This is a genomic window from Pseudomonas sp. H11T01, assembly GCF_048515765.1.
GTDB lineage: Bacteria > Pseudomonadota > Gammaproteobacteria > Pseudomonadales > Pseudomonadaceae > Aquipseudomonas.
On the sequence record NZ_JBLYED010000032.1, the window covers coordinates 1 to 26,205 of the forward strand.

General features: G+C 57.7%; 24 protein-coding genes and 1 tRNA gene. 5 read left to right on the top strand and 20 right to left on the bottom strand.

The window, feature by feature from the left end; genetic code table 11:
• Positions 1–88: 88 nt before the first annotated feature.
• The 6 genes from ACN1C3_RS28620 to ACN1C3_RS28645 all read right to left on the bottom strand — a co-directional run bounded on the left by ACN1C3_RS28620 (position 89) and on the right by ACN1C3_RS28645 (position 6,244).
• Positions 89–1,246 carry an RHS repeat-associated core domain-containing protein gene (locus tag ACN1C3_RS28620; RefSeq protein ID WP_419119076.1) on the bottom strand — a complete coding sequence of 386 codons (1,158 nt, stop codon included), beginning with the start codon at positions 1,244–1,246 and terminating at the stop codon, positions 89–91.
• Between the two features lie 190 nt (positions 1,247–1,436).
• Positions 1,437–2,219: a MetQ/NlpA family ABC transporter substrate-binding protein gene (locus tag ACN1C3_RS28625; RefSeq protein ID WP_419119077.1), complete on the bottom strand. Its 783-nt coding sequence runs from the start codon at positions 2,217–2,219 to the stop codon at positions 1,437–1,439.
• Between the two features lie 168 nt (positions 2,220–2,387).
• On the bottom strand, positions 2,388–3,335 hold the full coding sequence (locus tag ACN1C3_RS28630; protein WP_419119078.1) for a sigma 54-interacting transcriptional regulator: 948 nt from the start codon (positions 3,333–3,335) through the stop codon (positions 2,388–2,390).
• Positions 3,336–3,391: 56 nt separating this feature from the next.
• Entirely contained in the window at positions 3,392–3,973 is a 582-nt protein-coding gene (locus ACN1C3_RS28635; RefSeq protein ID WP_419119079.1) for an alpha/beta hydrolase, read from the bottom strand.
• A gap of 477 nt (positions 3,974–4,450) precedes the next feature.
• Entirely contained in the window at positions 4,451–4,774 is a 324-nt protein-coding gene (locus ACN1C3_RS28640; protein WP_419119080.1) for a hypothetical protein, read from the bottom strand.
• A gap of 396 nt (positions 4,775–5,170) precedes the next feature.
• The gene (locus tag ACN1C3_RS28645) at positions 5,171–6,244 is read right to left on the bottom strand and encodes a fatty acid desaturase (RefSeq protein ID WP_419119081.1); all 1,074 of its coding nucleotides are present in this window, start codon (positions 6,242–6,244) and stop codon (positions 5,171–5,173) included.
• A 100-nt stretch (positions 6,245–6,344) separates the two neighbouring features.
• On the opposite strand from ACN1C3_RS28645, the gene ACN1C3_RS28650 reads away from it, so the two are divergent.
• A complete protein-coding gene (locus ACN1C3_RS28650) occupies positions 6,345–7,349 on the top strand; it encodes an AraC family transcriptional regulator (RefSeq protein ID WP_419119082.1) in 1,005 nt (334 codons plus the stop codon).
• A gap of 3 nt (positions 7,350–7,352) precedes the next feature.
• Here ACN1C3_RS28650 and ACN1C3_RS28655 read toward each other — a convergent pair whose 3' ends face one another.
• Both ACN1C3_RS28655 and ACN1C3_RS28660 read right to left on the bottom strand, forming a co-directional pair.
• Positions 7,353–7,721, bottom strand: coding sequence for a response regulator (locus tag ACN1C3_RS28655; protein ID WP_419119083.1), 369 nt, complete (start codon positions 7,719–7,721; stop codon positions 7,353–7,355).
• 87 nt (positions 7,722–7,808) lie between these two features.
• Complete coding sequence (locus tag ACN1C3_RS28660) at positions 7,809–8,495, bottom strand: Crp/Fnr family transcriptional regulator (protein WP_419119084.1); 687 nt, start codon at positions 8,493–8,495, stop codon at positions 7,809–7,811.
• Between the two features lie 82 nt (positions 8,496–8,577).
• Between ACN1C3_RS28660 and ACN1C3_RS28665 the strand changes: the two genes are divergently transcribed.
• On the top strand, positions 8,578–9,099 hold the full coding sequence (locus ACN1C3_RS28665; protein WP_419119085.1) for a DUF962 domain-containing protein: 522 nt from the start codon (positions 8,578–8,580) through the stop codon (positions 9,097–9,099).
• Positions 9,100–9,221: 122 nt separating this feature from the next.
• On the opposite strand, the gene ACN1C3_RS28670 is transcribed toward ACN1C3_RS28665, so the two are convergent.
• From ACN1C3_RS28670 to dibA, 6 genes are all read right to left on the bottom strand, one after another.
• The gene (locus tag ACN1C3_RS28670; protein ID WP_419119086.1) at positions 9,222–10,211 is read right to left on the bottom strand and encodes a sulfate/molybdate ABC transporter ATP-binding protein; all 990 of its coding nucleotides are present in this window, start codon (positions 10,209–10,211) and stop codon (positions 9,222–9,224) included.
• Positions 10,212–10,214: 3 nt separating this feature from the next.
• Positions 10,215–11,087, bottom strand: a complete 873-nt coding sequence (gene cysW / locus ACN1C3_RS28675) for a sulfate ABC transporter permease subunit CysW (RefSeq protein WP_419119087.1) — start codon at positions 11,085–11,087, stop codon at positions 10,215–10,217.
• A 13-nt stretch (positions 11,088–11,100) separates the two neighbouring features.
• Positions 11,101–11,919 carry a sulfate ABC transporter permease subunit CysT gene (gene cysT / locus ACN1C3_RS28680; protein ID WP_419119088.1) on the bottom strand — a complete coding sequence of 273 codons (819 nt, stop codon included), beginning with the start codon at positions 11,917–11,919 and terminating at the stop codon, positions 11,101–11,103.
• Between the two features lie 76 nt (positions 11,920–11,995).
• Positions 11,996–13,006 carry a sulfate ABC transporter substrate-binding protein gene (locus tag ACN1C3_RS28685; RefSeq protein WP_419119089.1) on the bottom strand — a complete coding sequence of 337 codons (1,011 nt, stop codon included), beginning with the start codon at positions 13,004–13,006 and terminating at the stop codon, positions 11,996–11,998.
• A 163-nt stretch (positions 13,007–13,169) separates the two neighbouring features.
• Positions 13,170–13,352, bottom strand: coding sequence for a sulfur starvation response protein OscA (gene oscA / locus ACN1C3_RS28690; RefSeq protein ID WP_003170956.1), 183 nt, complete (start codon positions 13,350–13,352; stop codon positions 13,170–13,172).
• Positions 13,353–13,552: 200 nt separating this feature from the next.
• A complete protein-coding gene (dibA, locus tag ACN1C3_RS28695) occupies positions 13,553–15,472 on the bottom strand; it encodes a phosphodiesterase DibA (RefSeq protein ID WP_419119090.1) in 1,920 nt (639 codons plus the stop codon).
• 147 nt (positions 15,473–15,619) lie between these two features.
• Between dibA and desA the strand changes: the two genes are divergently transcribed.
• Positions 15,620–16,804, top strand: coding sequence for a delta-9 fatty acid desaturase DesA (gene desA / locus ACN1C3_RS28700; protein ID WP_419119091.1), 1,185 nt, complete (start codon positions 15,620–15,622; stop codon positions 16,802–16,804).
• A 148-nt stretch (positions 16,805–16,952) separates the two neighbouring features.
• Positions 16,953–17,942 (top strand): GGDEF domain-containing protein, encoded by a 990-nt coding sequence (locus tag ACN1C3_RS28705; RefSeq protein ID WP_419119092.1) that lies wholly within the window; start codon positions 16,953–16,955, stop codon positions 17,940–17,942.
• 143 nt (positions 17,943–18,085) lie between these two features.
• Here ACN1C3_RS28705 and ACN1C3_RS28710 read toward each other — a convergent pair whose 3' ends face one another.
• From ACN1C3_RS28710 to gabD, 3 genes are all read right to left on the bottom strand, one after another.
• Complete coding sequence (locus tag ACN1C3_RS28710) at positions 18,086–19,300, bottom strand: HDOD domain-containing protein (protein ID WP_419119093.1); 1,215 nt, start codon at positions 19,298–19,300, stop codon at positions 18,086–18,088.
• A 137-nt stretch (positions 19,301–19,437) separates the two neighbouring features.
• The gene (gabT, locus tag ACN1C3_RS28715) at positions 19,438–20,715 is read right to left on the bottom strand and encodes a 4-aminobutyrate--2-oxoglutarate transaminase (protein WP_419119094.1); all 1,278 of its coding nucleotides are present in this window, start codon (positions 20,713–20,715) and stop codon (positions 19,438–19,440) included.
• Positions 20,716–20,894: 179 nt separating this feature from the next.
• Positions 20,895–22,337: an NADP-dependent succinate-semialdehyde dehydrogenase gene (gene gabD, locus ACN1C3_RS28720; RefSeq protein WP_419119095.1), complete on the bottom strand. Its 1,443-nt coding sequence runs from the start codon at positions 22,335–22,337 to the stop codon at positions 20,895–20,897.
• Between the two features lie 351 nt (positions 22,338–22,688).
• Between gabD and ACN1C3_RS28725 the strand changes: the two genes are divergently transcribed.
• Positions 22,689–22,765: transfer RNA gene (locus ACN1C3_RS28725), tRNA-Arg, on the top strand.
• A gap of 374 nt (positions 22,766–23,139) precedes the next feature.
• Here the strand turns inward: ACN1C3_RS28725 and ACN1C3_RS28730 are convergent.
• From ACN1C3_RS28730 to ACN1C3_RS28740, 3 genes are all read right to left on the bottom strand, one after another.
• The gene (locus ACN1C3_RS28730) at positions 23,140–23,334 is read right to left on the bottom strand and encodes a hypothetical protein (protein WP_419119096.1); all 195 of its coding nucleotides are present in this window, start codon (positions 23,332–23,334) and stop codon (positions 23,140–23,142) included.
• Positions 23,335–23,594: 260 nt separating this feature from the next.
• Positions 23,595–24,155: a YbhB/YbcL family Raf kinase inhibitor-like protein gene (locus ACN1C3_RS28735; protein WP_419119097.1), complete on the bottom strand. Its 561-nt coding sequence runs from the start codon at positions 24,153–24,155 to the stop codon at positions 23,595–23,597.
• A 354-nt stretch (positions 24,156–24,509) separates the two neighbouring features.
• Positions 24,510–26,021 (bottom strand): YdgA family protein, encoded by a 1,512-nt coding sequence (locus tag ACN1C3_RS28740; RefSeq protein ID WP_419119098.1) that lies wholly within the window; start codon positions 26,019–26,021, stop codon positions 24,510–24,512.
• Positions 26,022–26,205 lie beyond the last annotated feature (184 nt).

Genomic DNA, 26,205 nt, shown 5'->3' on the forward strand with positions numbered 1-26,205 from the left:
GCATCATTTGCTGTACAGCCCAGTCTTTGAAGTCGTTGGTGTAACGTTTAGACATTGCTATGCACCTTCGCCCCCTTGAATGAATGAGTCAATCTACAAGGGCGACAGGTAGCCTGACACGGAGGGCCTGCGAAGAAAGATCATAGAAAGCCGGATCAGCGGACATGTCATCAAATGTTCGCTTAATACCTCTTCCCATTGAAAAATTTTTAAATCCAATCACGTTAGGCCCGGGCGTTTGCGGTGGGGCTGAAGCGATAGGTGATTTTGGTGTTAGTGGCGGGGCTGTCGGAATGGGCGAAGGCGGGACCGAATCGGGGACCATTCCTGGAAGCCCTGAGGGTATTTGAGTTGAAGGTGATTTGGTGGCAATAAAATCCTTCAAAGCTGAAACGGCCTTGGGATCGCGCGCCACCCAGTAGGAACCCAGCCGAGCCGCAATCGTGACTCCGGCCAGCCCCAAAGAAATGAAACCCAAGTCCCGGGCTGCTTCTGAGTCCTTGGTGATTGCAGCAACTGCACTGGCTATGCCCGTTATGGCCGAGAGGACCGACGTAGTGCCCACAATGACCGAGGAAGCAGCCCCGACCGTGTACTTCAAAGGCAAATGACCCACTGCCCCCCACTGCAATGCATCCTTTGCCGTTTTGAAGGGTATGGCGGAGGACAACGTAAAACGTGAGCTCCCCAGATTGAAGAAGCTCGTGACGAGCCTGGTAAACTGCCCGGTCGGATCACTACGGTTAACGGGATCCCCCAGACAATACGCATACGGATTCAACCCGCCCTGACCAAACGGGCTCAATCTGTCCGGGCTATTGAAGCGCATCAACACCGGGTTGAACGCTCGATGTCCGTTGCCCAGCAGATAGTGCCCGGTCACCGGGTCCGGGCGCTCGCCGTTGAAACCGAGGAGGCTGCTCAGGCCGCTTTCAGCGCGTCGATGGCCGTAAGGTGAATAGACTTTTTGCCGGTGTTGAACCCCGTCGATGGCGTGCAGGACTGAACGTTGCTGATCGGTGGCCAGCAACTGATTATTGAGCTCATCACCTTCTCGCTGCTGTAACGCGAGCAATTGAGTGCCCTCCTGGAACACTGTCCGCGACGTCTGCCCCTGAAGCTCAGTGGCCAAATGCTCAATGTTATAGAACCGTTGCACCTCTTCTTGCTCTGAGGGCACAAGCCCGGTCAGCCGATCCAGTGCGTCGTAGGCGTAACGGCACAAAAACGTTTCCGGCAGTTCCATGGCCTGATCCTTCGCGTTAAGAAGGCTTAGATTGCATGGATATCAGCCCGGCGCCTACCTAGCAGAACTGCTAGGTAGGCGCTTGATCACGGCGTTACACAAAGCCCCGGCTTTCACGCGCCAAAAAAAACGCCGACGCTTTACCAGCCGTCGACGTTGAAACCTTGAAAGGGTTTTGAAGCGCGCGAAATCAGAACGCTGGCAGTACTGCGCCGCTGTATTTCTTCGCGATGAAGGCTTTCACTTCCGGGCTGGTCAGCGCCTTGGCGAGTTTCTGGATGGCGTCGCTGTCCTTGTTGTCCGGACGGGCCACCAGGAAGTTCACGTACGGTGAATCAGCACCTTCGATGACCAGTGCATCCTTGGCCGGGTTCAGGCCGGCTTCCAGCGCGTAGTTGGTGTTGATCATGTCCAGGTCAACCTGGTCCAGAACGCGCGGCAGCATGGCCGATTCAAGTTCTTTGAACTTGAAGTTGTGCGGGTTCTTGGCGATGTCTTTTGGCGTGGCCAGAGCGTTTTTCGGGTCTTTCAATTCAATCAGACCGGCCTTCTGCAGCAGGATCAACGCACGGCCGCTGTTGCTGCCTTCGTTCGGGATGGCAATGGTCGCGCCGTCTTTGAGCTCAGCCAGGGTTTTGACTTTCTTCGAGTAACCGCCGAAAGGTTCGACGTGAACGCCGATCACGGTCACAAGGTTAGTGCCTTTGCCTTCATTGAAGCTTTTCAGGTACGGCAGGGTCTGGAAGTAGTTGGCGTCCAGACGCTTCTGATCAACCTGCACGTTCGGTTGTACGTAGTCGGTGAAGACTTTGATTTCCAGATCCACGCCTTCTTTGGCGAGGGTCGGTTTGATCAGCTCGAGGATCTCGGCGTGTGGCACCGGCGTTGCGGCAACCACCAGTTTCTCGTTGGCCTGGGCCAAACCTGCGGTCAGGGCAGCCGCCAATGCGGTGAACAACAGAACCTTTTTCATGCAGTGTCCTTATCGAAAATCACAGTCGTCATCGACGACGGCTTCAAGTGAGGTGCCAGCGAAGTGCTATCGCTGGCGTGGAGCGGACAATACCGAGATTTTTTATTCCCGAACAATATCTTTTATTCACTTTCATATTCCATTTTGCTCATACAGGTGCCAACAGCTCTACAACCCAACCTGTAGCCGCTGGATAGCCTGTTCCAGCAACTGCTTAAGCGCGCTCAATTGTGAGGGCGTACCTGCCCTGATGACGTGCCCCACCTGTTGCTCGATCAACGGCAACGGCGCCAGGCGTTCCGGCAGATTGAGATGTTCCGGCAAAATCTCGTCGCCACTGCTCACCAGCAGCGCAAAGTGAATGACGTTCTCCAGCTCACGGGTATTGCCCGGCCAGCTGTGCCGTTCCAGCAGTTGCTGCGCCGCCTCGCTGATCAACGGCACCGGCAGGTCCAGGCGCTGGCTGTAAATGCCGAGGAAATACTCGGACAACGAAAGGATATCGCCGACCCGTTCGCGCAACGCCGGCAGCTCCAGTTGGCCTTCGCTCAAGTAGTGATACAGCCGCTCGTGGAATTTCCCGGCACTCACCGCTTGCGCCAGGTCAATGCTCGTCGCCGCCACCAGCCGCACATCCACCGGACTCGGCTGCTGAGCGCCAACCCGGGTGACTTCATGGTTCTCCAGCGCCGCGAGCAATTTGATCTGGATCGGCAACGGCAAGTCACCGATTTCGTCCAGATACAAGGTGCCGCCATTGGCTGAACCAAACCAGCCAGCGCGACTACTGGCTGAACCGGTGTAACTGCCGGCGGCATAGCCGAATAACTCGGCATCGGCGTACGTCGGGCTGATCGCCCCACAGTTCACCGAGACAAACAAACCACCACGGTCGCTGGCACGGTGAATGTGCCGCGCCAGCAATTCTTTACCGCTACCGGTTTCACCGCGTATCAGCACAGAAATCGAGCGCGGGGCCAGTTGTTCGAGCTCCTGGCGCAGCTGCCGTGAACGCGGGTCGACGAATACCAGCGCCTTGGCGCGAATGCTCAGCGGGCTTTTTTCCGCATCGGGAAAGGTCAGCAGCGGCTGACCGAAGGTTTCATGCAGGCTCATGGCAAACTCCCGCCCAAATCCGCCGGGAGACGGGGGGCGTTAAATAAATAAAAGACTTAAGCGCGACGCAAAGAATGCTGTTCCATGCGATTTTGCAGACGGTAGAGGTAGGCGAAGCCCTGCTCCCAGCGTTGGTGACCAGACTTCACATTAATGTGGCCGGCACCCGCCAGAATCCCGGCTTCGGCGCCCCAGTTACGGGCCAGCTCCAGGGCGCGGGGGGCGCTGACGGCGCTGTCGTTGTCCGAGCTGACAATCTGGCTGGGGAACGGCAACAAGTGCGTCGGGATCGGCGCGAAATTGCGCAAGGCAGGTGCGCAGGCAGGGCGTTCGACATCGGCCGGCGCGACCAGCAAAGCGCCGCGGACCTGACGCAAAAAACTCACTGGCGCCTGCGCGGCCCAATGAGCAACGGTGATGCAACCCAGGCTGTGGGCGATCAAAATCACTGGCGTGCTATCGGCGGCGATGGCCTCGGCTAACGCTGCGACCCAATCTTCGCGACGCGGTGTCAGCCAGTCGGCCTGCTCCACGCGCGCGCTGTTGGGCAAGCTTTTCTGCCAATGGCTTTGCCAATGATCTTCTGGCGATCCTTGCCAGCCCGGCACGATCAGATAGCGAATTGATTCGTTGCGCATGGGGAGCCCTCCGGCTACGTGTCTGTTCAAGACCGATTATAGGGACCGGAGTTATATCCGTTAAGGAATAAGAAGCTATTTGTTAAGACCTTAAAGGAATATATGAAGAAGTATCTGATGGCGAAGATCTCCTGTGGGAGCGTGGCTTGCCCGCGATCGGACCGGGGTCGCGCTCGACCGTAGCGGTCGTAATTCGGTATCCCCGTTCTTTCAGACATATCGCGTTCAAGCATTCTACGACTGCTGCGCAGTCGATCGCGGGCAAGCCACGCTCCCACAGGATTTACGTTTTTCTCAGAATTAGAGTTGAAATCAGATTGAGGGGGACGAGACAAGAAACCAGCGCTGAGCGAACTAATTCAAGCAAAGAAATACTGACCCAGCAAACAACTTAACGTGCAGACAAAACAACACCGCTAGAACACCGATCAGTTTATTTAACTTTCACAGTGTCTAGCGGCACGACCATCACATGTATTACTGTTTAACGAACTCTCCACTCAAACCCACCACGTCGCCACTGAAGTTCGAGCGTGCACCAGACGCCCTTAATTTCGAGTAATTATGATCGGGGGAAAACAGCGCCCAGGCCTGATACCCATAACCATCGTTGTAGCCGGTCACTGAGATGATCGTGGGTTGGCCAGTGCTGTTCTGGAAGTGGTAGTGACCGGTAACGCTGTAGTTCACGCCGGCTTGGGTGAGCTGACCACTGAACGAACCGTTCGAGTCGTTGCCGTCGGTAACGACCAGTCTGGCGTCAGCGTTGGAGTTTACATAGGTTCCATTAATGCTCGACATGATGCGGTTTCCTTATGCCGTTTAAAAGTATCTTCCAATGAAGGTGAGTTCCTCCTGGAAACTCACGACACACAGCATGGTTCGACATTCCACTATTGTCCACGTTACTTATCGACAAAAACGCTATATACACTACTCGAACAACTCATAACTTATTTCGATAACTAATAGACTTATACCGCTTGGCGCTAAAAATCATAACAACCGGTAACTCCCAGGGGTCCGTGGCGTTTCAGCCTGATTGACCAGCCGATGTCGCCCAGGCCCCGTAGCCTGTGTTCGAGCGCGAAGCGGTCGCAATCCAAAAAACGCGGTGCCCCTGAAAGAATGCAATTGCCGGTTTTACGACTGCTGCGCAGCCGAACGCAGGCTAGGCCAGCTGCTACAAGATCTGCGTCAAGCTTGGGCGGTTTGCGTCGTCTCCCTCGCAACGTTCTCCTTGCGCACAAACCGGTTCGCCCGCCCAAACGTGCCGAAATCATTGAAACGCACGCCCATCTCGGCCATCACTTTATGCGCCTCCGGCGCGGTCATCTGGCGGAGGTAGAAGGGTTCTTTCACCACGAAATGATGGATGCCGTGGGTGCTGCCAAAGTTGAAGCAGAATGCCTGCAACGGCCACAACCACCACGAATTCAGCACTTGGGTCTGCTGGATTACGTTGCCCAATTCCACGTCACCGTAGTAGTGCATGTTCGAGCTGACAAAGTGCAGGCAGAAGGTACGCAACACGTTCGGGCCGATGATCACCACCGCCGCGATATCGATCACCTGCATCACCGACAAGGTGGTCGCCGACCACTCGATCGGCGCACCGAGCAGACTGGCAATACCGTTGGCTGCGTGAAACCCAAGGAACACATACCAGGCGCCCCAATGCAGCAACGCCAGCGGCGCATAGACCTTCAGCGTGCGCTTGAGGATGCTGACTTTATGCGCCCAGGTTTTGGCCCGTAGCATGCGGATGAACGCCGACATGATGTTGTCGCCGATCATCAACAAACGTGCAAAACCCCACGGCTCACCGTTGGTGATCGCACGTTCTTCCATGTCGGTTTCGGTGCCGGAAACCTTGTGGTGGTTGAGGTGCAAGTGACGGCGAATCCACGGATTGATCGTGCTCGGCCGCGCCAGCCAGACCAGCGCCAGCATCAGGTTGTGGGGTACCCGTTGCTTACGAAAATACATGCTGTGAATCAGATCGTGTTCCAGCTCGTGGGTCAGCGAGGCGAAAAATGCGTTCAGCAGCACGCACACCCACCAGGCCATATACCCCGCGAGATAGAGCGCCGCCGAGCCGATCATCCCGGCCAGCGCAAAGGCCAGAATACCCGAGCCTAGGGCGTCCTGATGGTTAAGAATCGGGTAGAGTTTGCGCAGCTCAACACCTCGGGCCAACACCACTTCACGAATATGCGCTGATCGTTGTTGTGCATTCAGCCGGTCGGGACTTGCAGAAATACCCTGCATGCTTCCATCCTCTAGTTATTGATGTTCGCATCCTGCACTGCGTCACCGCGCAGGGCTCTAGCCGTGAACGCCAACTTGTTGACCGGAAGCGCCATTCATCATGATTGAACCTACCTCCCTCGCCAGCTGGACCCGCGCTCTGCGCAAGCAACTCGACGCCCTTGGCCTCGACAGCGATGCACTGTGCCGGGAAGCCGGGCTCGACCCGCAACTGATGGACGACCCAAATGCCCGTTATCCGCTGTCTGCCACCACACGACTGTGGGAAGTGGCGGTCAAGGCCAGCGGCGATCCGGCAATCGGCTTGCGGGTTTCGCGCTTTGTCAGCCCGACCACGTTTCATGCGCTGGGGTATGCGTTGGTGGCCAGCGGCAGCCTGCGCGAAGTCTTCGAGCGGATCGTGCGCTATCACCAGGTGGTCAGCGACGCACTGGAGCTGGAGTTGAGCCTGCGCGGCGACCGCTATTGCTTTCATTTGAGGGTCCCTGAGGGGAGCCCGAGGCCGGCGGTCGAGGCCATCGATGCTTTTGCGGCGATCTATGTCCGTACCTGTCGCAACCGTTTGGGTCGCGATTACGCACCGCTGGCGGTGTATCTGCGTCGTCCGGAACCGGTTGATCCGAAGCAATGGCACACGGTGTTTCGCGCACCGATCTTTTTTGCTGCCGATGAGGACCGGCTGGAGTTTGCCATCAGCGATTTCGACTGCCATCTCGACGACGCCAACCCGGAATTGGCCGAACACAACGAAACGGTGCTCGAACGCACCCTTGCACAACTAAAACCATTGAACTGGGAGCGTAAGGTCCGCTCCGCCATTGAAGCGCAATTGCCGGAAGGCGAACCCTCCGCAGAACGCATCGCCGAGGCATTGCATCTGAGCCTGCGCAGCCTGCAGCGGCATCTGGCGGATGAAGGTTGTCGCTTTGATACCTTGCTCAATGAATGTCGGGAAAACCTGGCGTTGCTGCATCTGCGCGATCCGCAGTGCTCATTGAGTGAGATCAGCTATTTGCTGGGTTTTGCAGATACCAGCAGCTTCAGCCGCGCGTTCAAGCGCTGGACCGGGATGACGCCGGGGCAGTTTCGGGATGGGTTGCGGTGAGGCTTACTTCTCCCGTGCACGCCGCAACAACTTACGCACCCGCGCCACCAACTCACTCACGGCAAATGGCTTGAGCAAGTAATCATCATCGTGCAACTCAAGCCCCCGCAGCCGATCTTCAATCCCGTCTTTGGTGGTCAGAAACAGCACCGGCGTCGCGCCGCGCTGGCGAATCTGCTGCAGCAATTGCCAGGCATTGAGCCCAGGCAACATGACGTCGAGGATGATCAGGTCGTACTCAGGCTGCTCTTTGATAAGCCGTCGCCCCTGCATCCCGTTGACCGCTACATCCACCGCATAACTCGCTTCGCTCAGGCCTTGAGCCAGAAGCTTCGCGACCTCGGACTCGTCTTCCACTAACAGCAAACGCATGGCACACCTCGATTAATCGTCAGTACAGGCTAGGCGCCTTGGCGGCCATTGCCCATCACTAACGGTTATTTCGGATGAGCCGACCATTTACCCTTGTGCCGCGACACGTAATTTCTCCAGGTCGAGCACTTCGATCTCGCCATAACTCAGATTGAGGATGCCCTTGTTTTGCAGCTCCTTGAGGATCTGGTTAGTGGTCTGCCGGGAGAGCGAGAGCATCAATGCCAACTGCTCCTGGGGCAGCTGAAGGATCCGCCGCGAGTGTTCGGTCTCGCCATAGCCTTCGGCAATCAGCAGCAGGCGGTGAGCCACCCGCGCTGGCGCCGGCATCAGGCTCAGCTGTTCAAGGCTGATGAATGTCAGGCGCAGTTTGTGGCTCATTAATAACGCCAAATGCCGCCAGTAGTGCGGATGTTCTTCCAGCAGTTCGAGCAGCGCAGCCTGAGGCACATGCAACAAAACGCTGAGGCCAACTCCAAAGGCATCGTGCGTTCGCGGCTGGCCATCGAACAGGCAGATTTCGCCAAACCAGTGCGGCGGCTCGACCAGACTCAGCAATGCCTCCTTGCCCTGTTCATTCACCGCGCCAATGCGCACCGCACCTTCAAGCACCGCATACAAACCACAGGGCGGATCACCACGCCTGAACAGCCGTTGCCCTGGCGACAGGCGCCGCACCTTGGCAATGGCCAGCAGACTATCCTGTAACAAGGCAGGCAAATGGTTGAACCAATGACCGCTCAACAAGCGCTGACGCCAGGCCTGCATATCCATCAGAACTCCAAATTGTCGCCTGGCTGACAGAGCGAAGCGTGAGTGCAGGGCATGATCAAATGCCCTACAGGAGGAAATAACAATGAAAAGCCTCGTTGACCATCTCAGTCAATACGCCGCCTACCACCGCGACCCGCGCAATATCGCCAGCCACTTTATCGGCATACCGCTGATCGTGGTTGCCGTTGCAGTGTTGCTGTCACGGCCGCAATGGCCGGTGGCGGGGCTCTGGGTGTCACCAGCGGTGCTGCTGGCATTGGTCTCGGCGTGGTTCTATTTGCGTCTGGAGATTCGTCTGGGCGTACTGATGACCGTGCTGCTTGGCCTGTCCGTTTGGCTAGGCCATGTGCTTGCGCAGGAGAGCACGCTTGTCTGGCTCGGTAGCGGAATCGGTATGTTCGTGGTCGGTTGGGTGATTCAGTTTGTCGGCCATCACTACGAAGGGCGCAAACCGGCGTTTGTCGATGACGTGTCGGGACTGATCGTCGGGCCGCTGTTTGTCGTGGCCGAACTGGCGTTCATGGTCGGCTTGAGACATGACCTCAAAGAGCAGATTGCGCGGGCGGGTGGTGTGCGGGTCAATCCGAAGCGCGCCGCTGTGTAGATCGCAATCGTCGGAACGCCGCCCGGAGCAAGCTCGCTCCCACAGTGGATCGGGGCTGACCACAAATCCTGTGGCCAACCGAAAACCCTGTGGGAGCGAGCTTGCTCGCGAAGCTTTTGCTTTTAGAGGTTGGCCACTTTCTGCCAAACCTTCGGCTTGAAGAACAACGTTTCGCCGCGCGCCAGGCCGATCAGGCTGTCGTGGTCTTTCACCACCTCGGCTTCGATCAACTCACTCTGCCCTTCGACTTTCAGCGTCACCCGGGTGGTTGCGCCCAGCGGACGAATGTCCCGCACTTGCGCAGCATGGTGGTCTTCCAGTTCATGGCGCGACAACGACACTTCGTGAGGACGGAACAGCACGTGCTTGTCTTCGCCCAGGTGCAGGCGGTTGGAGTCACCGAGGAAGTGATAAACGAAATCGCTGGCCGGGTTTTCATAGACTTCACCCGGCGAGCCGATCTGCTCGATCACACCCTTGTTCATCACCACAATGCGGTCGGCGACTTCCATGGCCTCTTCCTGATCGTGGGTCACGAACACCGAGGTCAGGTTGATGTCTTCGTGCAACCGCGCCAACCAGCGACGCAGTTCCTTACGGACCTTGGCATCCAGCGCGCCGAAGGGTTCGTCCAGCAGCAGGACTTTCGGTTCCACCGCCAAGGCGCGAGCCAAAGCGATACGTTGACGCTGGCCGCCGGAGAGCTGTTTCGGGTAGCGATCGGAAAGCCAATCCAGTTGAACCATGTTCAGCAGTTCGTGGACTTTGACCGCGATCTGGCTTTCCGTTGGGCGTTGGTTCTTCGGCTTCATACGCAAACCGAACGCGACGTTGTCGAACACCGTCATATGGCGGAACAAAGCGTAGTGCTGGAACACGAACCCGACGTTGCGATCACGCACGTCGTGGCCGGAGACGTCTTCGCCGTGGAAGACGATGCTGCCTTCATCCGGGGTTTCCAGACCGGCGATGATCCGTAGCAACGTGGTCTTGCCGCAGCCGGACGGGCCGAGCAGCGCCACCAGCTCACCGCTCTGGATGTCCAGATTGATGCCGTTCAGGGCCTTGAAGGCGTGGAAATTCTTGCTGACATTACGGACTTCGATCGACATGATTTATTCCTCCGCCGCACTGGCGCGCAGGCGGTTAATACGGTTCTCGCTCCACTGCTTGAGCAGCAGGATGAAGAGCGCCAGGATCAGCAACAGACTCGCAACGGCAAACGCCGCGACGTGGTTGTATTCGTTGTAGAGAATCTCGACGTGCAGCGGCAGCGTGTTGGTCACCCCGCGGATGTGCCCGGAAACCACCGAGACCGCGCCGAACTCACCCATCGCCCGCGCAGTACAGAGCACCACGCCGTAGATCAGACCCCATTTGATGTTAGGCACAGTGACGTGCCAGAACATCTGCCAGCCGTTAGCGCCCAGCAGCCGAGCGGCTTCTTCTTCCTGAGTACCCTGCTCCTGCATCAGCGGGATCAGCTCACGGGCCACGAACGGTACGGTGACGAAAATGGTCGCCAGCACAATGCCCGGCAAGGCGAAGATGATCTGAATGTCGTGGTCCTGCAGCCATGGGCCGAAGAAGCCCTGAGCGCCGAACATCAGCACATAGACCAGACCGGCGATCACCGGCGAGACCGAGAACGGCAAGTCGATCAGGGTCACCAGCATGCTCTTGCCGCGGAACGAATACTTGCTCACGCACCAGGCGGCGCTGACGCCGAACACCAGGTTGAGCGGCACCGAAATCAGCACGGCGATCACCGTCAGTTTCAGGGCCGACAACGCGTCGGGCTCGAAGATCGCGGTGAAGAACGCACCGAGACCGAGTTTCAGTCCCTGGGACACCACGATAAACAGCGGCAGCAGCAGGAACAGGGTAAAAATCAGCCAGCCGAGGCCAATCAGAATACGCCGCGAGGTGGCACTGCCACGGCGGGCAGCGTTGGCCGAGGAAGCGGCGGTAATAGACGCTTGGGACATGTTCCGGGCCTCCTTATGGGGTTTCGATGCGCCGCTGCAACAAGTTGATCAGCAGCAACAGGACGAAGGAAACCACCAGCATCAACACGCCGATGGAGGTGGCGCCGGTGTAGTCGTATTGGTCGAGCTTGACCATGATCAGCAGCGGCAAAATCTCGGTTTTCATCGGCATGTTGCCGGCGATGAAGATCACCGACCCGTACTCACCAACACCACGGGCAAACGCCAGGGCGAAGCCGGTCAGCCAGGCAGGCAGCAAGGCCGGCACGAGGATGTAGCGGAACACCTGCAACGGCTTGGCACCCAGGCAGGCGGCGGCTTCTTCGACTTCACGAGGGATGTCGGCCAGAACCGGCTGCACCGTACGCACCACGAATGGCAGAGTGACGAACGTCAGCGCCAGAGTAATACCCAGTGGGGTGTAGGCAATCTTGAAGCCCATATCGGCCGCAAATTGCCCGACCAGCCCGGTCGGCGTATACAGCGCGGTCAGCGCGATACCGGCCACGGCAGTGGGCAGCGCGAACGGCAGGTCGATCATCGCGTCGATTATTTTTCGTCCAGGGAAGGTGTAACGCACCAGCACCCAGGCCAGCAACGTACCGATGATGCCGTTGATGATCGCCGCGTACAGCGCAGTACCGAAGCTCAGCTTCAGCGCTGCCAACACGCGCGGTGCGGAGATGATTGCCCAGAACTGATCCCAGGTGAGTTGAGCGGCATGCACGAACATCGCCGCCAGGGGTATGAGCACAATCAGGCTGAGATACACCAAGGTGTAGCCCAGCGTCAGCCCGAAGCCGGGTATGACGGGGGAGATACGACGCGACATAAAAGTCCTTGGTTAACGTTGTTAACGCGCGAAGCCCGGAGATGAATTCCGGGCTCTTTGCTGGGCTTGGTACAGATTATTGCGCCGTGTAGATCTGGTCGAACACACCACCGTCGTTGAAGAATTTCGGCTGGGCCGTTTTCCAGCCGCCGAAGTCTTTGTCGATAGACACCAGATCCAGTTTCGGGAACTGCTTGGCGTACTTGGCGGCCACGTCCTTGTCACGTGGACGGTAGAAGTTCTTCGCCGCGATCTCCTGAGCGGCCGGGCTGTACAGGTGTTTCAGGTACGCTTCGGCGATCTCGGTGTTGCCCTTTTTCTCGGCGTTCTTATCCACTACCGCCACTGGCGGCTCGGCGAGGATCGACAGCGATGGCACCACAATGTCGAATTTGTCAGCACCGCCCTCTTCTTTCAGCGCCAGGAAGGCTTCGTTTTCCCAGGCCAGCAACACGTCACCCTGACCATTGTTGACGAAGGTGATGGTCGAACCACGAGCGCCGGTGTCCAGCACAGGGACGTGCTTGAACAGCTCTTTGACGTACTCCTGCGCCTTGGCTTCGCTACCGCCGGCTTTCAGGCCATAGGCCCATGCGGCAAGGAAGTTCCAGCGTGCGCCACCGGAGGTTTTCGGGTTTGGCGTAATCACTTCAACGCCGTTTTTGGTCAGATCGCCCCAGTCCTTGATGCCTTTCGGGTTGCCTTTGCGCACCAGAAACACGATGGTCGAGGTGTAAGGGGTGCTGGCTTCTGGCAGACGCTTTTGCCAGTCTGCCGGCAACGTCTTGCCAAGCTTGGCGATTTCGTCGATGTCACCGGCCAGGGCCAGGGTCACAACGTCAGCACGCAGGCCATCGATCACCGCCCGGCCTTGTTTGCCAGAACCACCGTGAGATTGCTGGATTTTCACGTTGTCGCCAGCGTGATTTTTCTTCCAGAAGTTGACGAACTCAGCGTTGTAATCCTGATACAGCTCACGGGTCGGGTCGTACGACACGTTGAGCAACTCGTAATCCTTGGCAACCGCGGAACCAGCAAAAATGGCACTGGCCAGAGCAGCCAGGGCGTAACGGCGAATCGACGACATGGTGAAAGCTCCTGAAATTCTTGGGTGTTGGCTTTTCTTATGGATTCTGGATATCGGGTCGCCTCGGAAAAGATCGCAGCCTGCGGCAGCTCCTACGGGGATTTGCGTACACCTGTAGGCGCTGGCGTAGCCTGCGATCTTTTGACGTTGGCTTGTAATCGCTTCAGCTCGGCTTGTTGCCAGGGTTCTGCAAACGGAATTTTTCTTTGCGTTCGATCTGTACCACTTGAGCGTTGTGCACGGTGATTTCCACCGCACCGAAGCGCAGGTCGCGCAATGCGCTCTGGATCTCGCGCAAAATGGCTGCTTCGTCCTGGCCGTCAACGCTACGTAGAGATGCGCTCATGGTGCTGCTCCTTCAATGAGATGTGCCCGGCAGTGGCGGCACTGCTTGCGGCGTGAGAGCAATAGTAGATAGGCGCAGTTATTCTTAAAAATACTATTTAAGAATGTTTATATAACCATAACGAATTATTTGGTGAGACGCGGGTTTGCGGGGAAATTTGCAGGGCAAGATCTTTTGGGGCACTACCCGGACTAAAGGACTTACCGAATCGCTGGCGCTCTCGCCCAGTCGAGCTGCTCCGCCGGCACCGGCCGCCCAAACCAGTAGCCCTGACCCAAGTCGCAGGCATGATCGAGCAAAAAACTCGCCTGCTCGATCTGTTCAATGCCTTCGGCGTGCACTTCCATGCCCATGCTTTGCGCCAGAGCGATAATCACTCGAACGATGGCCGCATCGTCATCGTCCCAAGGCAATCCGGCAACGAAGCCCTGATCGATCTTGAGTTTCTGCACCGGCAAGCGTTTGAGTCGCAGTAGCGATGAATAGCCAGTGCCGAAATCATCGATGGCCAGGCGCAAGCCCAATTTGCGCAGCCGGTGCATTTGCTCCAGCGCTACTTCCGGATCTTCCATCACCGTGCTTTCGGTGACTTCCAACTCCAGAAAGGCCGGATCCAGGCCCGTGTCGTGCAACACCTGGGCGACCTGCTGATACAACTCACGATGGGCGAACAGCCGACTGGAGACATTCACCCCGACAAATGAAAGCACCACTCCCGCTTTCAGCCATTGGCACATCTGCTGACAGGCTTGCTGCAGGACCCAGGCATCAATCTCGGCAATCAGCCCGGTGCGTTCGGCAATCGGGATGAACTCACCGGGCGCCACCAAACCACGCTCCGGGTGCTCCCAACGCGCCAGAGCCTCGACGCCGATCAACCGGCTGGACTGCAAGTCATGCACCGGCTGGTAATACACCCGCAACTCCTGCTGATCGAGAGCGCGGCGCAATTCGCCAGCCATTTCGACCCGGTGCTGGGCATGGGCGGTGAGCTCTTCGGTGTACAGTGCATAGCTTTCACGCCCGGAACTTTTTGCCTTGAACAGCGCCGAATCCGCATTGCGCAGCAATTGCTCTGCACTCAATGCATCACCGGGGAACAGGCTGATGCCGATGCTGGCGTTAATGAAGAGTTGATGCCCGTCGAACCGGAACGGCTCTTTCAGTCCGTCGATGATCCGCTGGGCCAACGCTGCCGCCTGAATCAGTTGCGGGCAACTCTCGGCCAGCACCGCAAACTCGTCGCCACCCAGCCGCGCCAGGGTAATCCCGGGACCGAACATGCCTTTCAGACGCTCGGCCACGGCCTTGAGCAACTGATCACCGACGTTGTGACCAAGGCTGTCATTGATGATTTTGAAGTGGTCCAGATCGATCAGCAGCAAGGCGCAACCGCGCTTGTGGATCTGTGCAGAGGCCAGCGCCTGTTCGGCCCGGTCGGTGAACAGCAAGCGGTTGGGCAGATCGGTCAGCGGATCATGATGTGCCAGGTGAGCCAGTTCATGCTCAGAGTCCTTGATCGCGCTGATATCCGAGAACACCGCGACGTAATGGCTGAGCTCGCCAAAGTCATCCTGGATGACCCGGATGGTCTGCCATTGCGGGTAGATTTCACCGTTTTTGCGTCGATTCCAAATCTCGCCGCTCCATTCGCCAGTGCTATTGAGGGACTGGAACATCGCCTCATAGAACCCCAGCGGATGATGGCCGGACTTGAACATGCTCGGCTGGCGGCCGAGCACTTCTTCACGCTGATAGCCAGTAATCTCCATGAACGCACGGTTCACATGGACGATCAGCCCCTCACGGTCGCTGACCAACACCCCTTCGCGAGTGCAATCGAACACCGCCGCTGCCTGACGAAGGTGCTCACGATCCTCTCTGCGGTAGCGCAACGTGGCGTCGATACCGAGAAAACCCAGCAATCGCGCACGGGCAACAAAGATCAATCCGGCACTGAACACGGCCCAGACGTAGCCGTTGATCAGTTGCCAGCGGAGGAGATCGACCGAATCATCGAAGAAACTGTTCAATAAATGACCAGTGATCAGCAGCCAGAACACTGACAGCAGCAGGTAGAGCAGCGCCGCACGCAGGGCATCGCGATAAGAAACCGACATATGGCAGTCAATATCCCTTCGAAAAGTCTGGAATTATAGAGGAAAGAAACATCCAGCCACTCTTATCTGAAAGGGCGACTGGTTTTATCTGTGGGCTGAGTGATAATGCGTTCGCTGTTTTCATTTTTATCGAGGGCCATACAGCCTATGTGGTACAACGGTTTTCTCGACTTGTCGCCTTGGCAACTGGTGGCAGTCACTCTGTTGATGACCCACGTGACCATTGTCGGCGTCACGGTCTATCTGCACCGCTATTCAGCCCATCGCTCCCTGGAGCTCAATGCTGGCCTGAAACATTTCTTCCGCTTCTGGCTGTGGTTGACCACGGCGCAGAACACCCGCGAGTGGACCGCTATCCACCGCAAACACCACGCCAAATGCGAAACCGTCGATGACCCGCACAGCCCGGTGATCAAAGGCCTTTCCACCGTTTTGCGCAAAGGTGCCGAACTGTACCGCGCCGAAGCGGAAAACCCGGAAACCCTGCGCATCTACGGCAAGAACTGCCCGGACGACTGGATCGAACGCAACCTTTACACCCGCTTCCCGCTGCTTGGCGTAGCGATCATGGGCGTCATCGACCTGCTGCTGTTCGGCACCATCGGCATCACTATCTGGGCGATCCAGATGATGTGGATTCCGTTCTGGGCTGCCGGCGTCATCAATGGTCTGGGCCACGCCGTCGGCTACCGCAACTTCGAATGCCGCGATGCTGCGACCAATCTGGTGCCCTGGGGCATCCTGGTCGGTGGCGAAGAACTGCACAACAACCATCACACCTACCCTAACTCCGCCAAACTGTCGGTGAAGAAGTGGGAGTTCGATCTTGGTTGGGCCTGGATCCAGGTCTTCAGCTTCCTGCGTCTGGCCAAGGTTCAGCGGGTTGCGCCGATCGCCCATCGGGTCGAAGGCAAAGGCCACCTGGACATGGACACCGCCATGGCGATCCTCAACAACCGCTTCCAGATCATGGCCCAGTACCGAAAATTGGTCATTGCGCCGCTGGTCAAACAGGAACTGGAAAAGGTCGATCATTCGGTCCGCCATCAATTCCATCGGGCCAAACGTCTGCTTTCGCGGGAAACCAGCCTGCTGGATGACAAGCACCACCTGCGCATCCAGACGATGCTCGAGCACAGTCAGGCGCTGAAGGTCATTTACGAAAAACGCCTTGCTCTGCAACAGATCTGGCTCAAGACCAGCACCAATGGTCATGACATGCTCGCGGCAATCAAGGATTGGGTTCACGAAGCCGAGGCCAGCGGTATTCAATCGCTGCGCGACTTCGCCCATCAGTTGAAAACCTACTCGCTGCGCCCTGCTACCGTCTGACACCGTTGATCGGTGCGCCCCGCTCATGGGCGCACCCTCCGGAACTTCGCTGTAAATCCCCTATCTCAAAGAGCAATTCGCCATCCAGGCGGGCTTTATTGTGGCCGCTTTCGAACCTTGAGCGGCACGCCCTTTGAGATCTGTGCCGATGGTCCATAAAGATCTACAAATTCCGTCCTCTCAACCTTGGCCCGATGCTGCGCAAACGCTGCTTGCGTTGATGCATGCCCAGGGTGAAGTCGCGCGCCTGAGCGAGCGTGTACAACTGTTCAGCTCGTTGCTGGTCAGCGTCAACGCAGTACTTTGGGCTTTCGACTGGGAAGCTAAACAAGTGCTGTACGTCAGTCCCGCCTATGAGCGCATCTTCGGCCGCTCCGCCGGCTCGCTATTGGCCGACCACAATGAGTGGCGCGATAGCGTTTACCCGGACGACCTCGAAAACGCCGAACGCAGCCTGGCCGAGGTTTTGCACAAAGGCGCCGTCGAAGATCGCGAGTACCGCATCATCGCGGCCGACGGCCGGATTCGCTGGATCAGTGATAAATGCTTTATCAACCGCCAGACCGAACCCGGGCAGCCGGTGATCCTGGTCGGTATTGCTGAAGACATCACTGAAAAAAAGCAGCTGGAAACCGAGCTGCAACGGCTGGCCACCACCGACGTCCTGACCCAAAGCAGCAATCGTCGACACTTTTTCGATTGCGCCAATCTCGAATTCGAAAAGGCACGGTTGCAGGGTTCACCGCTGGCCTTTCTGCTGTTGGATATCGATGATTTCAAGGTTATTAACGACACCTATGGCCACCCTGAAGGTGACCTGGTGCTGCAACGCATCGCCGAATGCGGTCGCACGGCTTTGCGTCGTGGCGACCTGTTCGGGCGCATTGGTGGTGAGGAGTTCGCGGCGGTCTTCCCCGGCTGTGCGCCCGACATGGCCAAACAAGTGGCGGAACGTCTGCAACGGGAAATTCAGAAACTGAGCTTCAGCCACGACGGCCAGACCTTCGGTATTACCGTGAGCCAGGGTTTGACCAGTCTTACCGCCGAAGACGTAACCATCCACAGCCTGTTCGCCCGCGCCGATACAGCGATGTATGAGGCCAAGCGCCAAGGCAAAAACCGGGTTGTTTCGGGGTGAAAGCCGAACCTAATGTAGGAGCGAGGCTTGCCCGCGATGGGAGCGCCTCGATTTGAATGGATCAGCGCGGTAATGCTATCGCGGGCAAGCCTCGCTTCTACAGGGATTGCGTCATCCTGAAGATAGAATCGTCTTCGAACAACTTAGCCTTTACGCAACCGCATCAACTCCGGTAAACCAATCTTGAGCAAGCGCGCGGTCTTGCTTTTGGCGATCTCCTCCACGCCCTCTGAAGGCCTCAGGCGGGCCAATTGTGCCGAGATCTTCATCACTAGCGCTTCACGGGAATACACACCGCCCCCGAGCTGGTAGACCGCCGCGATCAGCTCACGCAGTTCCAGTGGCAAACGCCAGCGCGTGCGCAGAGCCGAACCGTAGGCGGCGCCAAATTGAGCGAGTGCGTCACCGATCTCCTCTTGATCATCCAGCGCACCGCCGGCCTCCTTCCATTCTTGCAGGCAACGCAGCAACGCCAGATCCCCCAGACGATGCAGCATGCCGGCGCAATAGCAACGCTCCTGATCCAGGTCCAGCAGGCGCGCCAGGGTTCGTCCATATTCCGCGGTGTGCAGCGACAGCTCCCAATAACGCTCGGCGTAATCGGCCAGCGCAGGGTCACTCAGCTTGGCGCTACGCTTGAGGGTCAGGCCAAGAATCAGGTTCATGCTTTGCCCCGTACCCAGCCTGTGCAGCGCCTGGGACAAGGTCAGAACGGAGTCGCCGAGGTGATGCGCGGCGCTGTTGGCGGCGGCGATCAGTACTGCGGTGATTTGCGGATCAGTGCGAATTTCCTGTTCCAGCAGTTTCAGGTCCAGCCCGTTGGGGTTGAGGCTGCGCTTGACCGCCAACTGCACGTCGGCCAACAACGGGGCGCCATCAGCCACTTCGCGCCGACGCTCAAGAAAAGCCGATAAGGTCATACCCGGCATCAAGGTCGGAGCCTCGCACGCGACTGACTGACCTTCGGCCAGCAGCAGATCCTGCAGACGATGAATCAGGCTTTCCATGTTTAACGGTTTGGTCAGATATGCTGTAGGCGCCAGCGGCAAGACCTCGCGCACGCTGGCGCTGTCATTGCGGCTGCTCATCAGGATAAACGGCAACACCGGGTTGCGCCGACGTTGGCGCACGCTACGCAGTAAACCCAGACCATCGACGCCGGGCAGCTCCCAATCGGCGATCACCAGGTCATAGGGGTTTTCGCTCAACAGCTCCAGCGCTTCCTGTCCATCAGCGCAAACATCCACTCGAGCGTCGCAGCGCACGCTCAATAACACCTGCTCGAGCAGGTCACGAGACCAAGGGTCCGCCTCGGCAATCAGCACTCGTGGTACAGCAGGTAGATCAACCGCGGTCATCAGCACGCTCCCAAGGCAATGCTTGCACCTTAGTCAATGCTCGCCCTTCGATACAGCGCAAAACCCGGGATGCACCGATAAACCCATAAAAAAACCCGCCGAAGCGGGTTTTTTGTCGATCAGGTCACAGCCAGCAATCAGAGCTCAGAGAAGCACTCTTCGATGATTGCCAGACCTTTGTCCAGTTGCTCGTCCGGCGAAGTCAGCGGCACCAGCACGCGCAACACGTTGCCATAAGTACCGCACGACAGCAGGATCAGACCCTTGTCGCGAGCCTTGGCCACAACCTGAGCCACAGCAGCGGCGTTCGGCTTGTGGCTGTCGCCGTTTTCGAACAACTCGACAGCGATCATCGCGCCCAGTGCACGGACTTCGCCGATGACCGGGTACTTGGCTTGAATGGCTTTCAGGCCAGTCACCAGACGCTCGCCGACTGCTTTGCAGCGGTCCAGCAGGTGCTCTTCTTCGAACACTTCCATCACTGCCAAAGCAGCGGCACAAGCGATCGGGCTACCGGCGTAAGTGCCGCCCAAGCCACCTGGAGCGATAGCGTCCATGTATTCGGCCTTGCCGCACACACCGGCGAGCGGGAAGCCGCCAGCGATGGATTTGGCGAAGGTGGTCAGGTCGGCAGCAACGCCCATCTGTTCCATGGCAAAGAAGGTGCCGGTACGGCCAGCGCCGGTTTGCACTTCGTCAGCGATCAACAGAATGCCGTGCTGGTCGCACAGGGCACGCAGACGCTTCATGAATTCTTTCGGCGCGACGTAGAAACCGCCTTCGCCCTGAACTGGCTCGATGATGATCGCGGCGATGTCACGCGGCTCAGCGTCGTTCTTGAAGATGCGCTCGATGCTGGCGATCGAATCGTCGATGCTCACGCCATGCAGTTCGTTCGGGTACAGCGCGCGGAAGATGCCGCCTGGCATCAGGCCCATACCGGCCGAGTAAGGCACGACTTTACCGGTCAGGCCCAGGGTCATCATGGTGCGACCGTGGTAAGCACCGGTGAAGGCGATCACGCCGGCACGGCCAGTGGCGGCACGAGCGATTTTCACGGCGTTTTCTACAGCTTCGGAACCGGTGGTGACCAGCAGGGTTTTCTTGGCGAAATCGCCCGGAACCTTGGCGTTGATTTTTTCACACAGTTCCACATACGGCTCGTAGGCCAGAACCTGGAAGCAGGTGTGGGTCAGCTTGTTCAGTTGCGCAGTCACGGCCGCGATGATTTTCGGGTGCAAGTGACCGGTGTTGAGTACCGCGATGCCGCCGGCGAAGTCGATAAACTCACGACCTTCAACGTCGGTAACGGTGGCGTTCTTTGCCGACTCGGCGAAGATCGGGTGAATCTGGCCAACGCCGCGTGGTACTGCAGCTTCACGGCGTTTCATCAGGGATGCGTTAGTCTTGCTCATAATGTCCTCATTCGCCGCTCATCGGTCGGCGTGGTTCAAGGAATACGCAGCGGGGAGGCAACTACGGCAGCATGCGATGATCGACTGCCACAGCTTTCCCGGCCACACAGAAAAATCGTTTGAAGCGCAGAAAGGGGGCAGCGCTCTCGTGCCCCTCTCCGCTCAATACATTGCCGGGGTTAGATGCCCAGGCAGAGGTATTTGATTTCCAGGTAATCTTCGATGCCGTACTTGGAGCCTTCACGGCCCAGGCCCGAGGCCTTGATGCCGCCGAACGGCGCGACTTCATTGGAGATCAACCCGGTGTTGACGCCGACCATGCCGTATTCCAGGGCTTCAGCCACACGGAACACACGGCCCAGGTCACGCGCATAGAAGTACGAGGCCAGACCGAACTCGGTGTCGTTGGACATCGCGATCACGTCGGCTTCGTCTTTGAAGCGGAACAGTGGCGCCAATGGGCCGAAGGTTTCTTCCTTCGCCACGGCGGCATTGTTTGGCACGTTGGTCAGAATGGTCGGCTCGAAGAAGTTGCCTTCCATGCTCTTGCCGCCCGCCAACAGGGTCGCGCCTTTGCTGAGGGCGTCAGCAATGTGCTCCTGAACCTTGGCCACGGCTTTTTCGTCAATCAGCGGGCCGGTGGTGGTGCCGTCATCCAGACCGTTACCGATTTTCAGCTTGGCCACAGCCACTTTCAGCTTCTCGGCGAACGCGTCGTAGACTGAATCCTGAATGTACAGGCGGTTGGCGCAGACGCAGGTCTGGCCGTTGTTGCGGTACTTGGAGATGATCGCGCCTTCGACGGCCTTATCCAGATCCGCGTCGTCGAACACGATGAACGGTGCGTTGCCGCCCAGTTCCAGAGAAACTTTTTTGATGTCCTTGGCGCATTCGGCCATCAGCTGACGACCGATTTCGGTCGAGCCGGTGAAGGACAGTTTGCGCACGATCGGGTTGCTGGTCAGCTCACCGCCGATGTCGCCGGCGCTGCCGGTGACGACGCTCAGCACGCCTTTCGGGATACCGGCACGGTGTGCCAGCTCAACCAGGGCCAAAGCCGAGAACGGGGTTTGCGACGCAGGCTTGATCACCATGGTGCAACCAGCGGCCAGAGCCGGGCCGGCTTTGCGGGTGATCATGGCGGCCGGGAAGTTCCACGGAGTGATCGCGGCAGTTACACCGATCGGCTGCTTGAGCACGATCAGGCGCTTGTCCGGCTGGTGGCCAGGAATCACGTCACCGTAGATGCGCTTGGCTTCTTCGGCGAACCACTCGATAAAGGAAGCGGCGTAAACGATTTCGCCCTTGGCTTCAGCCAATGGCTTGCCTTGCTCAAGGGTCATCAGGCGACCGAGGTCGTCCTGGTTTTCAATCAACAGTTCGAACCAGCGACGCAGCTTGTTCGCACGTTCTTTGGCGGTCAGTGAACGCCAGGCCGGCAGCGCTTTGTCAGCAGCTTCGATAGCTCGGCGGGTTTCGGCAGCGCCCATTTTTGGCACAGTGCCCAGAATTTCGCCCGTTGCCGGGTTGTTGACCTTGATCGTCTGACCATTGTCCGCATCGACCCAAGCGCCATCGATATAGGCTTGTTGGCGGAACAACTGGGTGTCTTTGAGCTGCATGTGGGCTTTCCTTAACAGCACCGCGCAGGCGCGGAGCGAATTATTAATTGTAGAAAGGCGCCTCAAGGGCTGCCGTCAGGAAATTCATTCACCGGCCCGAAGCACATAAATAGCGCACATAATGAAACTCGTGCGGTTCAGCACCCAGACAAGAGCGTTTGAAATCTCAAACGAATCCTAGGATCAAAGGGGGTAAAGGACAATAGGCTGTTCGAAAAAAAGAACGAAAATGGCGCTTTTGCTGATTTTTTCTGATCAACGTAGCCAACGGCTGTTTAACGGTCGAGAAAAATCAGACGATTCAGCAGCATGGACGCCCGCAACGCATATGAGTATCATGGCGCCCGCATTGCACCAGTAGCTCAGCTGGATAGAGTACTGCCCTCCGAAGGCAGTGGTCGTGGGTTCGAATCCCGCCTGGTGCACCATACGCAAAAACGAGAAAGCCTCAGATCTTAGGGTCTGGGGCTTTTTTGTTTGTCCGTTTTGCGAGTTCTGGTTGATCGACAGGACTACTGATCAGTAGAGCATGCTGCTATGAAACGCCTACCGCTTCAGCAAATATGTCCTGCTGGAGGATTCAGTTGTTCGGTTTTACCGAACAACTGCCGCCGACAACAAACCTACCGAGCAGCGTCGCCGCTTTAAAGAGGCCGAGGGCGAAAAACTGGGTATTGAGGCACTGCGCGCCATTGCGCAAAAAAAGGATCGTTGAGGCGTTTTGGCTATCAGATGCGAATGAATATTGCGCCCATGCGGATAAGTCCTTAGGACGATGTTCTGCTTTCGAGATTCTCGATACCTAAGATCCTTTTTTCGACTTGCCGCCCGCAGGTGCTTCGACGGGCTCGATGGCCGCATCCAATTCTTCAAGATCATCGTCCGCTTCCGACACCGGGAACGGATCTTTGCGACTTTCAGTGATTGCCCGGCGTATCTCCTCGCCCATGACTGGGCAACTCTTGAGCAGGGCAATACGGTCGATTCGTTGCGTCACGGCTACTCTCCAACGCATCAGCAATTGGGTCGATAGTGCGCCCTTTCAATTATCGACGCCAACTCGCTGAGCACCATACACCTCACTGCTCCTGCAATTCCTTGAGTCGGGCCGTGAGATATTCCTTCGGAAGACGCTTATGCATCGACGCCAGCATCAGCGCGACGCCGACATGTGGCTGACCTCAGGAGGAAATGATCTGTTCATCCTTTGAGACGGACAGCCTCATCAATTCGGGTCAAGCCCCGAAAAATAATGCCTCAGCGCTGATAACGCCGCACCACGCTGCTGTTTTTCAACACATGACCGTTGATCTTCTCCATCAGCTGCGCGCGAGTCAGGCCGGCGGGCAATGCGTCCGGGGCGAGGTCAAGGGCATAGAGCTGAATCACGTAGTGGTGGGCGCTGTCGCCAACCGGTGGGCATGGGCCGACGTAGCTGGTGGTGTTTTTGCTGTTGGTTCCGCCAACCCCCTCGATCGCAGCTTTCGTGCCGAAACCCGCCGGAATATGGTGAGTGGCGGCCTTGATCCCGTAATGCACCCAGTGATCGACACCCTGGCCTTTCTGACCATCCGGGTCGTGCATGACGATGGCGTAGCTGAGGGTGCCTTCAGGGCCAGGCGTCCAGCTCAGGGCGGGGGAAAGGTTCTGCCCGCCGCAGCCACTGCCGTCACCGGCGTTGGCCGTCGTGAACAACCTGTCGTCCGATACACCAGGAATGCTGAGGGTAAAGCGCTCCGCGGCTTGTGCGGGCAGTTGCAGGCAGAGGGCGACTGCAACGGCCGCCAGCCAAGGGTTGAGCGAAGAAAATCGGGTCATACCAGAGCACCTTATCCTGAGAGCGCCGTCGTCGGCCCGCAGACTATAGCTGGACCGTTCGTAAGGTGGCAGTGAAGATTGCACTGAACTGCGCAGGTACGGCCCGCCCCGATGGCCATGGGCATCTACACATCTCTAAAAGCTAGAATTCCCGTAGCGGTTGTCGAGTAGAACGAGGCAGCGTCCGAGGACGGAGTCCTCGTAAAACCTGCTCGCGGTATCTGAAACACCGAGGTGCAGGGTTTTACGGCTGCTTCGCAGCCGGACGCCGCCTCGCTCTACTCGACAGCTGCTACGCCCTGCCAAGCATCAAAAAATAGTACTTAAACCGTAGCAGCTGACTCGACAGACGGCTTACTCAACGACGACAGTGCCGCTGAACTTGCTCATCACGAAGCTGACAAATTGCTCGACGGTCATTTTCTGGCCGTTGAAATCCACCTGATTGTTGGCGTAGTGCAGCTTGGACACAATGTTGTTGCCGTCCAGTGTCGCCAATTGAGCCCCAACCGCCATGCTGCTGGCCATATCACTGGCCATGGCCCCTTGGTCGGCAATGGCCTTGTCATCGGTCTGACCTTCGAACTGTGCCTGCGCACTGGCCACGTCGGCGATCATCGGCTTGGACAACAGCAGATTGAAATCCAGTAGCGCAATAAGTTGCTTGCCCACTTCAACGGGCGGCAGGTCCATTGAATGCGGTTTGGCCAGATCGACGACCAGGCTCATGCGGCTTTCACCGTTGGGGGTATTGAACGAAAGGTTTTCCAGGGCGATCTGCGGCTTGGCGTCCAGCAGTTTATCCAGATCAGCCTTGACCTGAGTCTGCTCGGCCTCGGTGAGGTTCAGCTCTGGCGCCGGCTCACCTGCGGCAGCCGCAGCGGCGGCGGCAGCCTCGTAAGGTTGCAGCTTGTTCTGGTACACCTGCATCAGCGCCAGGGTGGCCGGAATGTCGAGGTTCTTCATGCTCCAGGCCATCTGCGCGGTACCAATCGCTTTGCCGTTGAGGGCGACTTCACCCACTTTGTAATCGGCGCGCCCCGCTGCGTTCGTGCCTGACTCCTCGGTGGAGCTTTTCATTTCGGCGTTTTTGAAGGTCAGTACCGACTGCTTGTCGCCGAAGGTGGTCTTGGTGCTGGTCAGCTCGACCGTGTTTTGCCCCAGGTAATAGCCGTAGCTGCTTTTTTTGAGGTTGCTGGCCAGTGTCAGGCCGTTCAACTCGATCTGGACCGGCGTCTGCTCCTGGGAAATCGTGGACAGGGTGAGGCTATCCATATAGCCGTTGGCTTTGACCTTCTGCGCCTGAGCGTTAGCAGATACCTCGAGGTTCAGACCGGAAAACTTGAGGTTGGACTTCTCGTCCAGCGCCAATTCCAGCGGCAGCATCTCGAGGGTACCGTTGGTGGCGTTGTCGTAACCGATGTTGACCACGCCCTTGAGCGGGGAAACATCCTTGGTGGCGGCGAACCATTTTTCGGTGAGCGAGGTCTTTTCCAGCTCATAGTGACTGGTGGCCAGGACCGGCAGCCACTTCAACGAAATCAGACGCGAGAACGGTAACGGGCCGTGTTCGATATGGTCAACAAACAGCAATTCAACGCCGTCAGGAGCATCGCCGAACATATCGCCCCGACCTTTGAGACGGTAATGCGCAGTGCTGCTGAACAACTGGCGATCCAGCGATACCAATTCCAGGGTCGCGACGCCATTGGAACCGACCATGGCCGCTTGCAGTTCTTTGTTGGCATCGGAAATCGTGGTGTTCAACACCCCTTCCAGTTTAGTGCCGGTGTACCAGGCGCCGCCGGCGCTGATTGCACCTACCGCGACAACGATTCCTAACAGTACGCCCGCTGATTTATTCATGTTTGGCCCGATCAATGTCCGTTGTTGAAAGAGTGGTCGTCTTCCCTGAACCCTTGACGGGTTGCGGCTCGACTCCGCTAAAAGTGCTGGGAGATTAGCATTTGCCGTACGGGGCGACCCACATAGGATGTGAAACAACGATTAGATCGAGGAGGTTCAGGTGTATGACTTTAGTGATGAGCCG

Excerpts from the sequence above, each read along its gene's own strand:
- ACN1C3_RS28620 (WP_419119076.1), bottom strand. The coding sequence starts at position 1,246 with ATGGAACTGCCGGAAACGTTTTTGTGCCGTTACGCCTACGACGCACTG.
- ACN1C3_RS28625 (WP_419119077.1), bottom strand. The coding sequence starts at position 2,219 with ATGAAAAAGGTTCTGTTGTTCACCGCATTGGCGGCTGCCCTGACCGCA.
- ACN1C3_RS28630 (WP_419119078.1), bottom strand. The coding sequence starts at position 3,335 with ATGAGCCTGCATGAAACCTTCGGTCAGCCGCTGCTGACCTTTCCCGAT.
- ACN1C3_RS28635 (WP_419119079.1), bottom strand. The coding sequence starts at position 3,973 with ATGCGCAACGAATCAATTCGCTATCTGATCGTGCCGGGCTGGCAAGGA.
- ACN1C3_RS28640 (WP_419119080.1), bottom strand. The coding sequence starts at position 4,774 with ATGTCGAGCATTAATGGAACCTATGTAAACTCCAACGCTGACGCCAGA.
- ACN1C3_RS28645 (WP_419119081.1), bottom strand. The coding sequence starts at position 6,244 with ATGCAGGGTATTTCTGCAAGTCCCGACCGGCTGAATGCACAACAACGA.
- ACN1C3_RS28650 (WP_419119082.1), top strand. The coding sequence starts at position 6,345 with ATGATTGAACCTACCTCCCTCGCCAGCTGGACCCGCGCTCTGCGCAAG.
- ACN1C3_RS28655 (WP_419119083.1), bottom strand. The coding sequence starts at position 7,721 with ATGCGTTTGCTGTTAGTGGAAGACGAGTCCGAGGTCGCGAAGCTTCTG.
- ACN1C3_RS28660 (WP_419119084.1), bottom strand. The coding sequence starts at position 8,495 with ATGGATATGCAGGCCTGGCGTCAGCGCTTGTTGAGCGGTCATTGGTTC.
- ACN1C3_RS28665 (WP_419119085.1), top strand. The coding sequence starts at position 8,578 with ATGAAAAGCCTCGTTGACCATCTCAGTCAATACGCCGCCTACCACCGC.
- ACN1C3_RS28670 (WP_419119086.1), bottom strand. The coding sequence starts at position 10,211 with ATGTCGATCGAAGTCCGTAATGTCAGCAAGAATTTCCACGCCTTCAAG.
- cysW (WP_419119087.1), bottom strand. The coding sequence starts at position 11,087 with ATGTCCCAAGCGTCTATTACCGCCGCTTCCTCGGCCAACGCTGCCCGC.
- cysT (WP_419119088.1), bottom strand. The coding sequence starts at position 11,919 with ATGTCGCGTCGTATCTCCCCCGTCATACCCGGCTTCGGGCTGACGCTG.
- ACN1C3_RS28685 (WP_419119089.1), bottom strand. The coding sequence starts at position 13,006 with ATGTCGTCGATTCGCCGTTACGCCCTGGCTGCTCTGGCCAGTGCCATT.
- oscA (WP_003170956.1), bottom strand. The coding sequence starts at position 13,352 with ATGAGCGCATCTCTACGTAGCGTTGACGGCCAGGACGAAGCAGCCATT.
- dibA (WP_419119090.1), bottom strand. The coding sequence starts at position 15,472 with ATGTCGGTTTCTTATCGCGATGCCCTGCGTGCGGCGCTGCTCTACCTG.
- desA (WP_419119091.1), top strand. The coding sequence starts at position 15,620 with ATGTGGTACAACGGTTTTCTCGACTTGTCGCCTTGGCAACTGGTGGCA.
- ACN1C3_RS28705 (WP_419119092.1), top strand. The coding sequence starts at position 16,953 with ATGGTCCATAAAGATCTACAAATTCCGTCCTCTCAACCTTGGCCCGAT.
- ACN1C3_RS28710 (WP_419119093.1), bottom strand. The coding sequence starts at position 19,300 with ATGACCGCGGTTGATCTACCTGCTGTACCACGAGTGCTGATTGCCGAG.
- gabT (WP_419119094.1), bottom strand. The coding sequence starts at position 20,715 with ATGAGCAAGACTAACGCATCCCTGATGAAACGCCGTGAAGCTGCAGTA.
- gabD (WP_419119095.1), bottom strand. The coding sequence starts at position 22,337 with ATGCAGCTCAAAGACACCCAGTTGTTCCGCCAACAAGCCTATATCGAT.
- ACN1C3_RS28735 (WP_419119097.1), bottom strand. The coding sequence starts at position 24,155 with ATGACCCGATTTTCTTCGCTCAACCCTTGGCTGGCGGCCGTTGCAGTC.
- ACN1C3_RS28740 (WP_419119098.1), bottom strand. The coding sequence starts at position 26,021 with ATGAATAAATCAGCGGGCGTACTGTTAGGAATCGTTGTCGCGGTAGGT.